The organism is Bacillus yapensis (genome assembly GCF_005280205.1).
In the GTDB taxonomy this organism is placed as follows: domain Bacteria; phylum Bacillota; class Bacilli; order Bacillales; family Cytobacillaceae; genus Robertmurraya; species Robertmurraya yapensis.
The window spans coordinates 1-15,982 of sequence record NZ_SUND01000009.1 but is presented as its reverse complement, the minus strand read 5'-3'; the positions used below and the strand labels follow the sequence as shown (position 1 = coordinate 15,982).

13 protein-coding genes and 2 other annotated features are annotated in these 15,982 nt (G+C 39.3%); of the genes, 11 read left to right on the top strand and 2 right to left on the bottom strand.

The features are described 5' to 3' along the window. The first annotated feature begins 100 nt into the window (after positions 1–100). The 9 genes from FAR12_RS11845 to FAR12_RS11805 all read left to right on the top strand — a co-directional run bounded on the left by FAR12_RS11845 (position 101) and on the right by FAR12_RS11805 (position 9,151). Positions 101–739, top strand: coding sequence for an MOSC domain-containing protein (locus tag FAR12_RS11845; protein WP_126408883.1), 639 nt, complete (start codon positions 101–103; stop codon positions 737–739). Positions 740–795: 56 nt separating this feature from the next. Next, positions 796–1,046: a binding site (T-box leader), on the top strand. 43 nt (positions 1,047–1,089) lie between these two features. After that, positions 1,090–1,517, top strand: a binding site (T-box leader). Positions 1,518–1,580: 63 nt separating this feature from the next. Further along, positions 1,581–2,969: an anthranilate synthase component I gene (gene trpE, locus FAR12_RS11840; RefSeq protein WP_126408882.1), complete on the top strand. Its 1,389-nt coding sequence runs from the start codon at positions 1,581–1,583 to the stop codon at positions 2,967–2,969. After that, positions 2,966–3,577 carry an anthranilate synthase component II gene (locus tag FAR12_RS11835; protein ID WP_126408881.1) on the top strand — a complete coding sequence of 204 codons (612 nt, stop codon included), beginning with the start codon at positions 2,966–2,968 and terminating at the stop codon, positions 3,575–3,577. Before trpE ends, FAR12_RS11835 begins: the two co-directional genes overlap by 4 nt. Continuing rightward, positions 3,549–4,574, top strand: coding sequence for an anthranilate phosphoribosyltransferase (gene trpD / locus FAR12_RS11830; protein ID WP_126408880.1), 1,026 nt, complete (start codon positions 3,549–3,551; stop codon positions 4,572–4,574). The genes FAR12_RS11835 and trpD overlap by 29 nt, the downstream gene beginning before the upstream one ends. Then, positions 4,575–5,366 carry an indole-3-glycerol phosphate synthase TrpC gene (gene trpC / locus FAR12_RS11825; RefSeq protein ID WP_126408879.1) on the top strand — a complete coding sequence of 264 codons (792 nt, stop codon included), beginning with the start codon at positions 4,575–4,577 and terminating at the stop codon, positions 5,364–5,366. It abuts the gene before it with no gap. Then, a complete protein-coding gene (locus FAR12_RS11820) occupies positions 5,363–5,980 on the top strand; it encodes a phosphoribosylanthranilate isomerase (RefSeq protein ID WP_126408878.1) in 618 nt (205 codons plus the stop codon). Before trpC ends, FAR12_RS11820 begins: the two co-directional genes overlap by 4 nt. Continuing rightward, positions 5,977–7,179 carry a tryptophan synthase subunit beta gene (gene trpB, locus FAR12_RS11815; RefSeq protein ID WP_126408877.1) on the top strand — a complete coding sequence of 401 codons (1,203 nt, stop codon included), beginning with the start codon at positions 5,977–5,979 and terminating at the stop codon, positions 7,177–7,179. The genes FAR12_RS11820 and trpB overlap by 4 nt, the downstream gene beginning before the upstream one ends. Then, positions 7,176–7,955: a tryptophan synthase subunit alpha gene (trpA, locus tag FAR12_RS11810; RefSeq protein ID WP_126408876.1), complete on the top strand. Its 780-nt coding sequence runs from the start codon at positions 7,176–7,178 to the stop codon at positions 7,953–7,955. The genes trpB and trpA overlap by 4 nt, the downstream gene beginning before the upstream one ends. Positions 7,956–8,056: 101 nt before the next feature. Further along, on the top strand, positions 8,057–9,151 hold the full coding sequence (locus FAR12_RS11805) for an AI-2E family transporter (RefSeq protein ID WP_246010377.1): 1,095 nt from the start codon (positions 8,057–8,059) through the stop codon (positions 9,149–9,151). A gap of 40 nt (positions 9,152–9,191) precedes the next feature. Here the strand turns inward: FAR12_RS11805 and aroD are convergent, their stop codons facing one another. Both aroD and FAR12_RS11795 read right to left on the bottom strand, forming a co-directional pair. Next, the gene (gene aroD, locus FAR12_RS11800) at positions 9,192–9,947 is read right to left on the bottom strand and encodes a type I 3-dehydroquinate dehydratase (protein WP_170972181.1); all 756 of its coding nucleotides are present in this window, start codon (positions 9,945–9,947) and stop codon (positions 9,192–9,194) included. Between the two features lie 250 nt (positions 9,948–10,197). Next, positions 10,198–10,296: a YjcZ family sporulation protein gene (locus FAR12_RS11795; protein ID WP_126408873.1), complete on the bottom strand. Its 99-nt coding sequence runs from the start codon at positions 10,294–10,296 to the stop codon at positions 10,198–10,200. Between the two features lie 482 nt (positions 10,297–10,778). Here FAR12_RS11795 and FAR12_RS11790 point away from each other — a divergent pair, with 482 nt between their 5' ends. Continuing rightward, positions 10,779–14,531, top strand: coding sequence for a S8 family serine peptidase (locus tag FAR12_RS11790; protein ID WP_126408872.1), 3,753 nt, complete (start codon positions 10,779–10,781; stop codon positions 14,529–14,531). Between the two features lie 144 nt (positions 14,532–14,675). Beyond that, positions 14,676–15,824: an acyl-CoA dehydrogenase family protein gene (locus FAR12_RS11785; RefSeq protein ID WP_126408871.1), complete on the top strand. Its 1,149-nt coding sequence runs from the start codon at positions 14,676–14,678 to the stop codon at positions 15,822–15,824. The last annotated feature ends 158 nt before the right edge of the window (positions 15,825–15,982 follow it).

Below are 15,982 nucleotides of genomic sequence, written 5' to 3'. Positions count from 1 at the left end.
TGAAAAAAGATTTACTTTTTATGGAATAAGAATCAGGTTGCCAATTTTTGCATAGTTCTATTAAAATGAATACATTAATCAAAGAGAGAAGGCAGGACAGATGAGAAAATTAATTTCCTTGAATGTGGGTGAACCAAAAGAATATCTATTTAACGGGAAAGCGGAAAAGACGGGTATCGGTAAAAAACCAGTTGTGAGTGCTAATCTACATAAATTGGGATTTGACAATGATCAAGTGGCTAGTACTGAATATCATGGAGGAGTAGATAGAGCTGTCTGTCTGTATCCGTATGAACATTATGAACAGTGGGAAAAAGAATTTAACATCAAGCTGCCACTTCCGGCTTTTGGTGAAAATTTAACGACAACGGGAATGCTTGAGAAAGACATTTACATTGGTGATACTTTTGAGATTGGAACAGCTGTAATCCAAGTGACTCAGGGAAGGGTCCCATGTGCAAAAATATCGAAATTCAATGGAGTCGATTTACTAAGTCGTATCATGGAGTCATGCTATACTGGCTATCTTTTTCGGGTTTTGGAAGAAGGAGTAATCCATGATGATTCGACTATAAAATTGGTCGACCGTGTCCAAGAAAAATATTCCATTTTAGAAGCAAATCAAATTATGCTTCATGATCGTAAAAATGTTGAAGCAATTGAAGAAATGCTACAAATAAAGGAACTTGCGACCGTTTGGAAGAATACATTAGGTAATATGCTTGAGAAAATTAAATAATTTTTTTCGGAAATACGGTTGACTTAAGAGAAAATTCTGTTTAGTATTACAGTTAATATTAGGCGTTGATGAAGAAGAGTAGCTTAAAAGGATACTTAAGAGAGCTGATGGTTGGTGCAAATCAGTGTTGAACTTTAAGTGAATGGGCTTCGGAGCTTCCAAACCGAACCAGTTTTTTTCTGCAGTAGGCTTTGGCGAATCGGTCTCATCGTTAAAAGAGACAGGTATTAGAGCATACGCTCTTGATACCATAAAGTGAGCTAATGTTAGCTAATGAAGGTGGCACCACGGGTTTCTCGTCCTTTTCCTAGGATGAGAAGCCCTTTTTGTATTTCACGGAAATTAAATATAGTAAATCGTCGAGTAAGAAGAGTACATGGAAAGCTGATTTTTCAAGAGAGCCGGGTATGGTGAGAGCCGGTAAAATCAATTTCATGGAATGGGCTTACGAGAGACAGCTTGAAAAGTTAAGTAGGGCTGAACGGAATTCCACCGTTAAAAGGATAGGATTTATTTTAATATAAGAAAGTATAATTCTCTATTTTGAGAATTGTCTAGCTCCAGCGCCTATCGCCTAGCAAACTTCAGGTCATCTCCCTACGATAAGTCAACTATGAATTGCTCACGCAATTCAAGTTTCCTTTATCTCAGTCGATGCCCCTCCAGTTTGTACGGCGATGAGCAAGGCGCTTGCGCTTTTCTTATTTGAATCCGAAAAGAGGGAGCATTTTTTGCTCCAACTGAGGTGGCACCACGGTACACTAATATCGTCCTCTATAAGCACAGGTCTGTGTTTATAGGGGACTTTTTTATTTTCTAAGAGGAAGGGAGTATAGTCCAAATGACGAAACTGCAGGAACGAAAAGTGATAATTGAGGAACTTCAAGGAGACACGCTAACACCGATTTCGATTTTTCAAAGGCTTTCTGGAAAAAAGAAGTTCCTTTTAGAAAGCTCATTAAAACATGAGGCTTCTGGTAGATATTCCTTCATTGGAGCAAATCCAGCATATGAAATTCAAGGTTTTGAGCAAAAAACGATTGTTCTAAAAGATGGGCAAGAAGAGGTAATCAGTGAAAAGCCCCTGGAAGTATTAAAAAGGCTTGTGCCAAATGTAGAGGATATTCCGGAATTTATCCCTTTAGTTGGCGGTGCAGTTGGATTTGTCGGCTATGATGTCATTCGTCATTATGAACAGATTGGTGATACTCCACTAGATGAATTTGCCCTTCCAGATGTCCACTTTATGATGTTTGAAGAGCTCATCGTCTTTGACCATCTGCAGCAAAAGGTCTTTCTTGTTGGAGTTCCTTTATTAGAAACGACGGAGGTAGAAAATTTGAAAATCCGCCTTCTAGAAAGGAAAAAAGAGATTTTAACAGGTACGGATCAGGAACAACCACCAGTAAAGCTTTCTTCTTTCGAGGCGTCAATCTCAAAAGAAGAGTTTATCGAAAAAGTTAAAAAAGCGAAGGAATACATTGTTGAAGGTGATATTTTTCAGGTCGTTTTATCACAACGGATGAAAGCAAAGATTGATGGAGACCCATTCTCATTTTATCGAAAGCTTCGAATACAAAATCCTTCTCCTTATATGTATTATCTTGATTTTCAAGATTATGTTGTTGCCGGAGCATCGCCTGAAAGCTTAATTAAAGCATCAAATAATAAGGTCGTTACCAACCCGATTGCAGGTACGAGACCAAGGGGAAAAACAGTCGATGAAGATGAAGCCTTGGCAAAAGAACTCATAGGTGATGAAAAGGAACTAGCTGAGCACCAAATGCTTGTAGATTTGGGAAGAAATGATATCGGCCGAGTGAGTGAATTCGGGACGGTACAGGTTGATAAATATATGGAGATTGAGAAATACAAGCACGTCATGCATTTGGTTTCAGAGGTGAGCGGAACCCTGACCAATCAATATACTCCACTCGATGCCTTAATTGCTTGTTTGCCAGCAGGAACCGTTTCGGGTGCGCCGAAAATACGTGCAATGGAAATCATCAACGAATTAGAAGAAGTAAAAAGAGGCGTCTATTCAGGTGCGATTGGCTATTTATCGGCAAATGGAAATATGGATTTTGCTCTCGCGATAAGAACGATGGTCATGAAGGGAGAAGACGTTTATATCCAGGCTGGGGCAGGGATTGTCTATGATTCGGTGCCAGAAAAAGAATACGAGGAAACTCTTCATAAACTTAAGGCATTTTTGGAGGAAGACAAATGATTTTATTAATTGATAACTATGATTCGTTTACCTTTAATTTGTATCAGTATTTGGGGGAATTAGGCGAGGAAATTGTTGTGAGGCGCAATGATCAAATCACAATAGAAGAAATCTCGAACTTAAATCCAGAGGCAATTTGCTTGTCACCTGGACCGGGAAGGCCAGAGCATGCCGGAATATGTGTAGAGGTTATTCAATCCTTTTACAAGAGATTTCCGATTCTTGGCATTTGCCTTGGGCATCAAGCAATCGGAGCTGCCTTTGGTGCGAATGTGGTTAAGGCAAAAATGATTATGCATGGGAAACGGTCGCAAATGACACATACGGGAACAGACTTATTTGACCAGCTGTCAGAGCCAATCGAAATTATGCGATATCACTCACTTGTGATTGAAAAAGGAACATTAGGGAACGAGTTTCAGGTGCTCGGTGAATCGAAGGATGACAACGAAATTATGGCGATTAAACATAACAGCTATCCACTGTATGGTTTGCAATTTCACCCTGAATCGGTCGGAACTGAAATAGGAAAGCAGTTGCTAGGAAAATTTCTAGAAGAGATTCGAAAGGAGAAGGAAAATGAGAGCTTATCTACAGCGTTTATCTGAAAGAGACTCTTTGACACAGTTTGAGATGAAGGAAGCGATGGAGCAAATTTTTTCTGATGAAACAACAGATAGTGAGATTGCTGCATTTATGGTTGGGTTGAAAACAAAAGGGGAAACAGTTGAAGAAATTGTTGGTATTGTGGAAGCTCTAAGAGAAAAGGCCCTACCTTTCCAAACTAAAATTCCTAATGTGATCGACAACTGCGGAACAGGTGGAGATGGTTCAAAAAGCTTTAATATTAGCACAACCTCTGCTTTTGTGATGGCAGGTGCTGGTGCAACTGTTGCAAAGCATGGAAATCGAAGCATCACAAGCAAAACAGGAAGTGCAGATGTGCTCGAATATTTAGGCGTGAATTTGGATTTTCAGCCGGAAGTCTCGATTGAGCTACTTCAAGAAGTCGGCATCACGTTTTTGTTTGCACCATATGTTCATCCGAAAATTAAACGAATCATGAAGGTTCGCAAGGATCTAAGGATTCCTACAGTTTTTAATTTAATTGGGCCTCTAACAAACCCAGTTGAATTGGATTCACAGCTTCTTGGTATTTACCGTAGAGACCTAATTGAAATGTTTGCTGAAGTGTTAAAAACGCTAGGTCGAAAAAGAGCAGTGGTATTGAACGGAGCGGGCTTTATGGACGAAGCATCTCTAGCAGGAGAAAACCATCTAGCGATTTTAGACAATGGGGAAATTGAACACCGCGTTCTTCATCCAGAAGAATTAGGGTTTGCGATTTACGAAAATGAAGCCATTAGAGGTGGAGATTCCAAGGAGAATGCAGAAATCCTCTTAAAAGTTTTGAAAGGTGAAAAAGGAGCTTATCGAGATACGGTTCTTCTCAATTCTGGTATAGGAATTTTTACAAACGGTCTTGCTCCAACGATTGAAGCCGGAGTTCGACTAGCAGTAGAGAGCATTGATTCAGGTGCAGCACTTGAAAAGCTGGAAAGGCTTGTGGAGAAAAGTAAAGTGTATAAGGCTGAGGTGATTTAAATGGAGACGATTTTAGATAAGATTATTGCCGTGAAAAAAAAGGAAGTAGAAGAGCTGAAGACAAGGGGAAATCGTCCAGCTGTTGTAAGTCAAAAGAGAAGGTCTTTTATCGAAAAACTTGAACGCGCTACTGACTTATCCATTATCGCCGAGTTTAAACGGGCCTCACCATCAAAAGGAGATATCAATCCAGACATAGACCCGAGTGTGCAGACACAATTGTACGTTGAAGCTGGTGCTGATGCCGTTTCTGTGTTAACAGATCAATCCTTTTTTAAAGGCTCAATGACTGATTTAACTGCAGTAAGAGCTACAATTGAAAATCCGATTTTATGCAAGGACTTTATTATTGATTCCATTCAAATTGATGCAGCGAAGCAAGCTGGAGCAGATATCATCCTTCTGATTGCCGCAGCTTTGGATGATGAAAATCTACACAATCTTTATCAGTATGCCATTGAAAAAGAATTGGAGGTACTGATGGAGGTTCACAATGAAGAGGAAGCAGAACGGGTTTTAAAAACAAATAATCGTTTGGTCGGTGTCAATAATCGTAACCTAAAAACCTTTGAGGTCAATTTAGATGTAACAGAAGGGTTAGCGCCATTAATCAAAAGCGAAGGACGATTTTTAATCAGTGAAAGTGGGATTAAAACGATTGATGACGTAAAGCGCGTAATAAATGCAGGTGCAAACGGCATTTTGGTCGGAGAAACCTTTATGAGACATGACAATCCACGGGATGTGATCCAAGCAATGAAGCTTCCCTTAGTCGAGGTGCCACAGCGATGAAAGTAAAAATTTGTGGAATTATGGATGTAGAAGCAGGGCTTTATGCAGTCGAGAACGGGGCAGATGCACTAGGCTTTGTCTTTGCGGAAAGTAAAAGAAAAATCACTCCTGAACTTGCTAAGGAAATTATCAAACAACTACCTGAACATGTATTAAAAGTAGGGATATTTGTAAACGAAAAACCAGAAGTTATCATGGAAATTGCCAATCAAACTGGTTTAACCGATGTGCAATTACATGGAGATGAATCTCCTGAGGATTGTGAGGCTTTCTCCATCCCAGTCATAAAAGCTTTAAGCATTGGGACTATAGCCGATTTAGGAAAAATCGATCAATATGGCTGTGATTACGTACTTCTTGATAGCCCAAAGGGTAAGTATCGTGGAGGCAACGGCGTGAAGTTTGACTGGAGCTTATTAACCGGCATCGAATCGAATGGTAAGAAAATCATTCTCGCAGGAGGATTAAATCCAGAAAATATTGCGGAAGCAATTGGAATTGCAAATCCATATATGGTCGATGTAAGTAGTGGAGTGGAAACAAACGGTAAAAAGGATTTAGGAAAAATACAGACCTTTTTAGCACGAGCGAAGAGACGGGAGGAAGTAAGATGAGCACATATACATTACCAAATGAAACAGGACATTTCGGAATATACGGAGGGAGATTTATCCCTGAAACTCTGATGCAAGCGGTAAAAGAGCTGGAAGCAGCCTACAAAGAAGCGATGAAGGATGAAGCATTTCATTTAGAATTGAATTCATTATTAACAGACTATGTTGGCAGAAAGACACCACTATATTTTGCTGAAAATCTCACGAATTTCGCAGGTGGAGCAAAAATATATTTAAAGCGTGAGGATTTGAACCATACCGGTGCTCACAAAATCAATAATACAATCGGGCAAGCACTTCTTGCAGTACGGATGGGCAAGAAAAAAATCGTGGCTGAGACTGGTGCAGGCCAGCACGGAGTCGCGACTGCCACCGTTTGTGCGCTCTTAAATCTAGAATGCGTAATCTTTATGGGAGAAGAAGATATCAAACGTCAGCAATTGAACGTTTTTCGTATGGAGCTGCTAGGAGCAAGAGTCGAAAGCGTTACTTCTGGAAGCAAAACGCTTAAAGATGCTTGTAATGAAGCTCTTCGTTACTGGGTTTCTAATGTCAATGATACCCACTATATATTAGGGTCTGTTATGGGACCTCACCCATTCCCAATGATGGTACGAGATTTTCAAAGTGTAATTGGGAAAGAAACGAAGGAACAATTTTTCGAAAAAGAGGGAAGGTTACCGGAAAGCTTAGTGGCTTGTATAGGTGGGGGCAGCAACTCGATGGGGATGTTTTATCCGTTTATAGAGAATCAAGAAGTGAAGCTTTATGGTGTTGAAGCTGCCGGATTAGGGATTGATACAGATAAACATGCCGCTTCACTTACAAAAGGAAAGCCAGGAGTGTTACATGGAGCGCTGATGTATCTATTACAGGATGAGGCAGGCCAGATCCAAGAAGCTCATTCCATTTCAGCAGGTCTGGATTATCCAGGTGTTGGCCCAGAGCACAGCTATTTGAATGATATCGGTAGAGTTCAATATCACTCGATTACAGATGACGAAGCGCTAGAGGCGTTGCAACTTCTTTGCAAATTAGAAGGGATCATTCCAGCTTTAGAGAGCGCTCATGCAGTAGCTTATGCGATTAAGCTCGCCAAAACAATGGATGCTGAGGAAGGCATGGTTGTTTGTTTATCGGGGCGTGGCGACAAGGATGTTCATACGGTGAAAACAAGATTGGAGGGAGATGCTGAATGAATCGGTTAGAAAAAGCATTGAAGCGTACAAAGGAGAAAAATGAAAAAGCATTTGTTCCGTATATCATGGCAGGAGATGGTGGACTGGACTCGTTAATGGAACGGATCGTTTTTCTAGAAACTTGTGGGGCAACAGCAATTGAAATTGGAATCCCATTTTCCGACCCGGTTGCCGATGGACCGACGATTCAAGAGGCAGGATTGCGTTCGCTAAAAGAAAATACGACTTTAAAAGCTGTACTCGAAACCATTCTAAATTTGCGTCCGATTGTCTCTATACCAATTATAGTAATGACGTACATGAATCCGATTTATGCATATGGCATCACCTCTTTTATTGAAGATGCGAGTCGGGCAGGTGTGGATGGATTAATTATTCCAGATGTGCCAATTGAAGAGGAAGAGATCATCCTTTCGCATTTAACTGTTGCTCAAATCGAACTAATCCGGTTGGTTACGTTGACTAGCTCCGAGGAACGGATAAAAGAAATAGCAAAGAGGGGCAATGGTTTCCTCTATGCTGTCACGGTAACAGGGATAACAGGGGCGCGAGTTGATTTTCACAAACAAGTTGGGGACTATTTGAAGAAGATTCAAAGCATCAGTCCAATTCCTGTTCTCGCTGGATTTGGAATCTCAACTCCAGAACAGGTAAAGGAAATGGGACAATATTGTGATGGGGTAGTGGTAGGAAGTAAGATCGTTGATTTATTTCAAGAGAATAAACTTGATGAAATTGAAAAATTGATTCAGGCTGCGAAAACAGTAAATGTGTAAAGTATGCGGATGGGAGACCATCCGCTTTTTATGATTTCATTGGATTTTTAAAGGAAAGCTTGATATATTCAAGAGAGGAAAAATTTGGTCAAATGTAGGATGTGAATAGTGTAGTGTCATTATTGGAAAAAAGATGGTTTAAAGTGATGCTGGCCATCATATTATTTTTACTTATTGTGTTTTTACTCAATGTGAATCAGTTCTTATTAGTACCTGTGGTTGTGCTGATTCAGACAATCTTTCTACCATTTGTGTTAGCGGGAATATTGTTCTATTTATGCCGTCCATTGGTTACGTTTCTTGAAAAAAGAAAAGTACCAAAATGGATAGCGATTCTTGCAGCTTATGTCGCCATCGCTTTATTTATCTATGGCGTTGTTAAATTAGTGGCACCAGCAATAAATGATCAGTTAGAAAACTTCATTGAAAATTTACCGACAATGGTTGCGACTGTAACGGATTGGATTAATTATTTGCAGGTGAATTGGAATACCTTCCCAAGCTTTGTTCAGGATGCAATCAATTCTGCTACTGAGGATTTACAAACAAAAATTCAAGATAATGTAGGGAATATTGCAAATGGGGTTTTAGGAATATTTGGTGTCATCGGTGGGTTTATTAACACACTGTTTGCGATCGTACTTGTTCCGTTTATTCTCTTTTATATGCTTAAAGATAGTCCAAGATTTGCGAAAACTGTCACAGTATTTTTCCCGAAATCAAAAAAGGATCATGTGCTTAAAATCTTAAAGGACATGGATAAAACAATTGCTACCTATATTCAAGGGCAAATGCTTGTAAGCTTGATAGTTGGAATTTTGTTATACATCGGATATCTCATCATTGGGCTCGATTATTCGCTCGTTTTAGCAGTGTTTGGCATGTTTACGAATGTTATTCCTTTTTTAGGTCCGTATATCGCGGTTATCCCTGCAGTCTTGGTCGCTGTTTTCCAAAAACCGATTATGGTGCTATACGTTGCCATCATTATGGTTATCGCCCAGCAAATTGAAGGAAATATTATTTCTCCTAATATTATGGGGAAATCGTTGAATATTCATCCATTAACGATTATTGTGTTAATTTTAACAGCAGGAAATCTCGTCGGATTAATCGGGGTCATCTTTGTCATTCCGGCTTACTCGATTGTGAAGGTCATTGTAGTCAATATCGCAAAAATATATAAGACCACATAAAATTATGGCCGACCATGTTGATTACGTGGTCGGCCTTTTACTATTCCTGATATGTACCAATTGTCTTGATTAATTCTTGCATTTCTTCAATTGGTATTTGACCTGGGGCCGACCTGTTCGTTCCCACTGTATATATGAGCCTTGACCCGAATACCCAACCGAACATTCTGCTTATTGCTCCAAGACTGTTCAAGGACATAGTCGCTACTGGAATTTGAAGAACATCTTTCGCTTGATTGGTCACATCGAGTAATCGAATGACATCACCATGGTCATTTGGCATCACAGCAATTTTAGCTACATCTGCACCTAGCGATTGCGCTCTTTTAAAGATATTAAGTAGCTCTTCGTTAGAAGGGGTTTTAGAATAATCATGAAACGATAAGATTAAAAATTTCCCGTGTTCAAGAGCGGCCTCTTTGATTTGTCGGATGTCTTCATCAGGATTATTTATTTCATAATCGATCAAATCTATGAAGCTAGTTTTACATATATGTATCAGCAGTTCCACAACTTTCAACGATGAAAGAGAAGTTGGATTCCCGCCTTCGGCAACAGAACGCAAGGTAAGAAGTAATGGAATATCTTTAGAAACTTCTTTGAGTGTCTGTGCGACCTCTACAACCTTTTCGAAATCATGAATGTCTTGAAAGTAGTCTACTCTCCATTCAATGATATCAGGATTTTTTATGCTTACACTCGCAATTTCATCAATTAGTTCTTCTTTTGATTTGCCAATGATGGGAGTGCATAAAAATGGTCTATTGGATTGCTTAAATTTATCTGAAAACCGCAATTTTACCGCTCCTCTAATGGATAATTATTTAAAATCATAACACTATCATCAGACAAAATCTATATGCCCCTCAGTTAAATAAAGTTAATCGTTATCGTTAATAAAAAGCTCATCGACCGTTATGCCGAGCACCGTTGCCATTTTAAATGCCAATTTAAAGGTAACAATCTAACAAATAACAAAAGATCAGCCTCTGGCATTAGGCTGACCTTTTTTAAAAGCAAACTGGTGGTGGCGAACGATTATTAGTTTAGTAGTTGAAATAGCTTGTTCCCACAATGACAAGCAAAATAAATAGAACAACAATCAAGGCAAAGCCACTACCGTAGCCTCCATTACCGTAGCTCATATAATCACCTCCATCCAGCAGCTTAACAACAAGCCTTCTTTGTTGTCCCTATAGTTTATGAAAAAATGTACCATAGGTTTGGACAAGTAAACGACTCCAAAAGCCCAATTTAAACGAATTTACAAAAGACCTTGCCAAAGATGGGTATTTTTAAGTGTAAAAGTCTGAGAAATTTGGATTATAACTCTATATTAATAGTCGATTTAAGAGTGAGTCAGGTGCATTTATAGGTCTGATGGCTTGTGTTGTAGTTTATCAAAACCCTTCTTTTAAGCTGTTTATTTTTAGTAGAAAAATAGCTTATAACATAAAAATTAAAGGAATGCCGTCGAATCACGACATATGGGTCGAAAGAATGATTCTATTATCCTAGAATGTTTGTAAATTTGTGGGCCTAAAGTCTCTGTTTATAAGGAATTTGGTTGTGATAATTTTAAAAAGAAATATTCAGAAAATAAATAATTATCACAAAGGAGGATCTTATGAAGAAAAAAAGCGTTTTTATGTTTTTATTAATGTTTTTGCTTGTTTTCTCAAGTTCTGTTTCGGCAGCTACATTGCCTCAACAGAAGGAAACAACGCAACGAAAAGTTTCAACAGTTAAGTCAATCTCGAAGTCAGAGGTAGAAGAGCAATACAAAGATTCTGATATTGTTCGGGTAATTGTTGAGATGGAAAGTGAGCCGGCTATTGAATACGCTCAAAAATTGAAGAAGCGTTATAAAGAGCTTCCTGAGGCAACAAAGAAAAAGCTGAAAGACGAAAAGTTAGCTGAACAAAAGAAAGTAAAAGATAAAGTGAAACAAAAGAAGGTTAAGTTGCAAGAAAAAGAAGCCTTTACAACTGTTGTAAATGGATTTAGTGCAGAAGTTAAGTATGGAGATATTAAGGCTATTGAAGAGCTTCCAGAAGTTGCAAGTGTACAAGTATCTCTAGAATACGAAAGACCGGAAGAAGCTCCGGAAATGATCTACAGCAAAGAATTGGTCCAAGCACAAGAGGCTTGGAGAGATTATGGATTTAAAGGAGAAGGCATGATTGTAGGTGTAATTGATACTGGAATCGACCCTACACATCGTGACATGGTACTTACATCGAAAAAGGATGCTTCACTTACGAAAAAGTCCGTGAACAAATTCATAAAGGATAATGCTCTAAAAGGACAGTATTATTCAGACAAGGTACCTTATGGATATAACTACATGGATGAAAATGATATTATTCGTGACATTGCTCCAGGTGCTTCTATGCACGGTATGCACGTTGCGGGTACTGTAGGCGCCAACGGAGATGAAGAAAATGGTGGAATTAAAGGGGTAGCTCCTGAGGCACAATTATTAGCTCTTAAGGTGTTTGGAAATGATCCTGAGGTAGCTGTTACTTATAGTGATATCTATGTGAAGGCCATTGATGACGCAATTGTCTTAGGTGCCGATGTTCTTAATATGAGCTTAGGTTCTACTGCGGGATTCGTAAGCCCAGAAACACAGGAACAAAAGGCTGTTGAAAGGGCTGTGGATAACGGAATACTTATGTCAATATCTGCAGGAAACTCAGCGCATCTAGGCAATGGTTGGGCTAATCCTTTGGCAACCAATCCGGATATTGGAGTATCAGGTTCTCCAGGTGTATCTTACGATTCATTACAGGTTGCATCTGTAGAAAATACATTTATGGACCTAGATGCAATTAATTATGAAATTGCTGGAGTAGCTGATAAAGCACCGTTCTTATCGGCGAGTAGTGTTCATCCTAATGATGTTGCGACAAAGTCATTTGAAATTGCTTACGGTGGACTAGGTAAGCCTGAGCAACTTACAAATGTTGCAGGTAAATACGCCTTAATTCAACGTGGCGAGCTTGATTTTACTGCTAAAACTTTAAATGCACAAACTGCAGGTGCCGTAGGGGTTATTATTTATAATAATGTTGATGGCTATGTAAACATGGCGACAGATGCAGCTATAACCATTCCACAACTTTTCATGCTTAAGAACGATGGGGACAAGCTTGCGTCAGCGTTAGCAAATGGAGAACCAGTTACGATTTCTTTTAATGGAGAAAAAACAACTGCTCCAAATCCTGAAGGCGGAAAAATGAGTGCCTTTACTTCTTGGGGATTAACACCAAATCTAGACTTTAAACCAGAAATAACTGCCCCAGGTGGACAAATCTACTCGACTCTAGAAAACAATCAATACGGAATGATGAGTGGAACATCAATGGCAGCTCCGCATGTTTCTGGAGGAGCAGCACTTGTAATGGAGAGAGTGGATAATGATTTCGGTGTTACCGGTTTTGAACGAGTAAACTTTGCTAAAAATATTCTGATGAATACATCTAGTCCAATCAAGGATCAGGGCTTCGTGAATGGTGCATTTGGATGGGATAACCCTTATTCACCAAGAAGACAGGGTGCAGGAATTATGCAGCTACATTCTGCTCTCAAGACTCCTGTTATCGTCACTGAAAATAATACAAATGAAGCAAAAGTTGCTTTGAAAGAAGTGGGCAATAAATTTGAGTTTACCTTAACTGCGCAGAATTACAGTGATGAAGCTGTAGAGTATGACGTTTCTGCGAATCTTCAAACGGATTTCGCTGGTTGGGGAGAACTAGGTTATGAAGCTAATATTCTCGAGTCCGCACCAATATATGACGCTAGTATTTTAGTAGATGGACAACCTTCTACAACCGTTACAGTACCTGCGAAAGGGTCTGTATCTTTTAAGGTCAATGCTAATCTCCGAAATGCTAAGGTTGTTGAACCGTCAACTGGGGAGCTTGTGGATATTGCAAGTGTCTTCCCGAATGGATATTTTGTAGAAGGATATGTGACTTTGAAGGATGCTGAGGATGTAAATCCAACCTTGAGTGTTCCTTATGTCGGTTTTAAAGGAAAATGGGATAAGGCACCAATTATAGATGGAATGGCATATGACGAGCAGTCGTTTTATGGTATGGGTGGTGCAGTATATGATGGCGGTTCTACCTATAATTACTTAGGGTACGATCCACTTACAGATACAATTGTAAAGAACAACATTGCCATATCGCCAAATGGGGATAACGTCCAAGATGAAATTATCCCGATACTTTCCTTCTTAAGAAATGCAAAACAGGTAGAGTTGGCAATTCTTGATAAAAAGGGAAATGAAGTTCGAAAGCTAAGAACAGAATATGAAGTGACCAAGAACTATTATGATGCTGGATTAGATCCAAATTATACTTTAAATCCACTTTGGGAATGGGACGGTAAAATCAATAATTCCAATGCGAAAGATGGGCAGTACTACTATGAAATTCGTGCTGTTATCGATTATCCAAATGCCAAGTGGCAATCCGTATCGATTCCAGTCAAAGTAGATACCGTGAATCCTACTATTAATGCGGAGCAACAAGATGGGAATCTTGCGTTAGATGTAGTAGATAATAAAAATGGTTCCGGAATTTCCTATATTGATATTTTAGTAGAAGGAGAGTCAATCCTAACTGCTCCTCTTGCTGGAGATACTACTGAATTTACTTTACCGGAAGAAGTTAAGAATAGTGTTGTTACAGTTGTCGCTTACGACAATGCAGGAAACGTGGCAGAGAAGGATGTTGAACCAACAGGTGAGACTACACCACCATTTGTCTATTTACTAAATCCTCAAGCATTAGAAGCGTACAATAGCAATGTCCTTCAAGTGAATGGATATATTGTTGAAGAAGGCTCAGGGTTAAAAGAATTTACTATTGCAGGACAAGAGATTCCTTTTGAGTATAATTCTGCAACTAAACACTATGAGTTTGATTCAACAATTGAGGTAGAGGATAACTTCCATCGCTTAGCTGTAAAAGCGGTTGACAATGCTGGAAATGAGTTCGCGATTAAGCGAGATGTGATTGTTGACGGCACAGGGGCAGTTATTGAAGTTACAGGTGTACCAAAAGACCAATATGTCAAATTCAATGCTAAAGATCCTGTCGTGGATGTGAAAGTCACTGATAATTTTGATGAAATTCGGTTCTATTTAAATGGCAATGAGGAATTCTATCAACAATTCCAAGAACCATTTGCCATGAGAAGCTTTTCAAAAACTTTTGAAGACCTTGTTTTAGAGCTAGAAGACGGTTGGAACACGTTCACGTTTGAAGCTGTCGATATAGCAGGAAATAAAACGACAGAAACATTTGAGTTATATAAACTCAAAAAAGGTGAAAAAGCACCAAAAGAAAAAGGCAAAAAATAAGAAATTGTATGCTGACTGATAAAGGTTTCGCGACCTTTATAGGTCAGCATTTCTTTTTGCTTGCCTTGCAATTGTTTTAAGGTCCATAATGAATATATAGTAATTCCTACAAAAATAGTAGGCTTAATAAGTGAGGGATATCATTTGAAATTTCTTGAGGCTAGTACATTAGAGGAAAAAATCAAGCTCATAAACGAAATGTCGGAGAAGTTTTTAGCGAGAGCTGGGAAAGTAGATGAGGAAGGTTCGTTTCCATATGAGAATATTCAAGAGCTTATTGATTCTGGTTATACCCAACTGACCGTACCAAAGGAGTATGGTGGGGAAGGAATTTCCCTTTATGAGCTCGTCCGACTTCAAGAACAAATCGCTGTAGGTGATGGAGCTACAGCATTATCCATCGGCTGGCACATGGGCATCATAAAAAATCTTGCTGAGAAAATGTTGTGGAAGGAAGAAGTCTTCAAACGAGTCTTGGAAGATGTGAAAAAGGGAGCATTGTTAAACGGAGCAGCAAGTGAACCGCAGACAGGTAGTCCTACACGAGGTGGAAGGCCGACCACAACTGCTGAAAAAAGGAAGAATGGGTGGACTATAAATGGGAGAAAAACGTTTACTACTTTATCTCCGATGCTCGATTATTTTATCGTCAGTGCTTCAGTTAAAGATTCTGATGAAACCGGAAATTTCCTCGTCCACCGCTCTCTTGCTGGAGTAGAGATTGAGGAAACATGGGATAGCATTGCCATGAAAGGAACTGGGAGTCATGACCTTGTATTAACAGACGTAATGTTGAGTGAGGATGATTATGTTGAACGGTTTGTTCCTGGGCACAAAGGAGTAAATGGTTGGTTATTACATATTCCGGCATGCTATTTAGGAATTGCTGTTGCGGCTCAAAAGTATGCCATTCAGTTTGCTAAGAGCTATTCACCAAATAGTATTGCAGGTACAATTGCTGATATCCCAACAGTTCAGCAACGAATCGGACAAATGGAGCTCCTTCTAATGGAGGCGAAACATTTTCTATATTCGGTTGCGAAACAGTGGGACGCTGCTACTGACGAAGAAAAGGCAAAACTCAATCCTGAGCTAAGCGCAGCGAAACTAATTGTCACGAATAAAGCGATTGAGGTTGTAGATTTAGCGATGCGGATTGTTGGTGCAAGAAGTCTTTCGCTTCAAAATCCGCTTCAGCGTTATTATCGTGATGTTCGAGCGGGTCTTCATAATCCACCGATGGATGATATGACCATTCAAATTCTTGCCAGAAAAGCCATTGAAGCTAACTAATCAAGAACCACCTTCATTCGAGAAGGTGGTTCTTTTAATTATGCTTTTTAAACCACACGCTCTGCGTGTGTGAAAACGAAACTTCTAGAGTTGTATTAATAAACAAAAAAATCTCCAATCGTTATAATAGATCTTGGCCGTCAAACCGAAATCTAAAT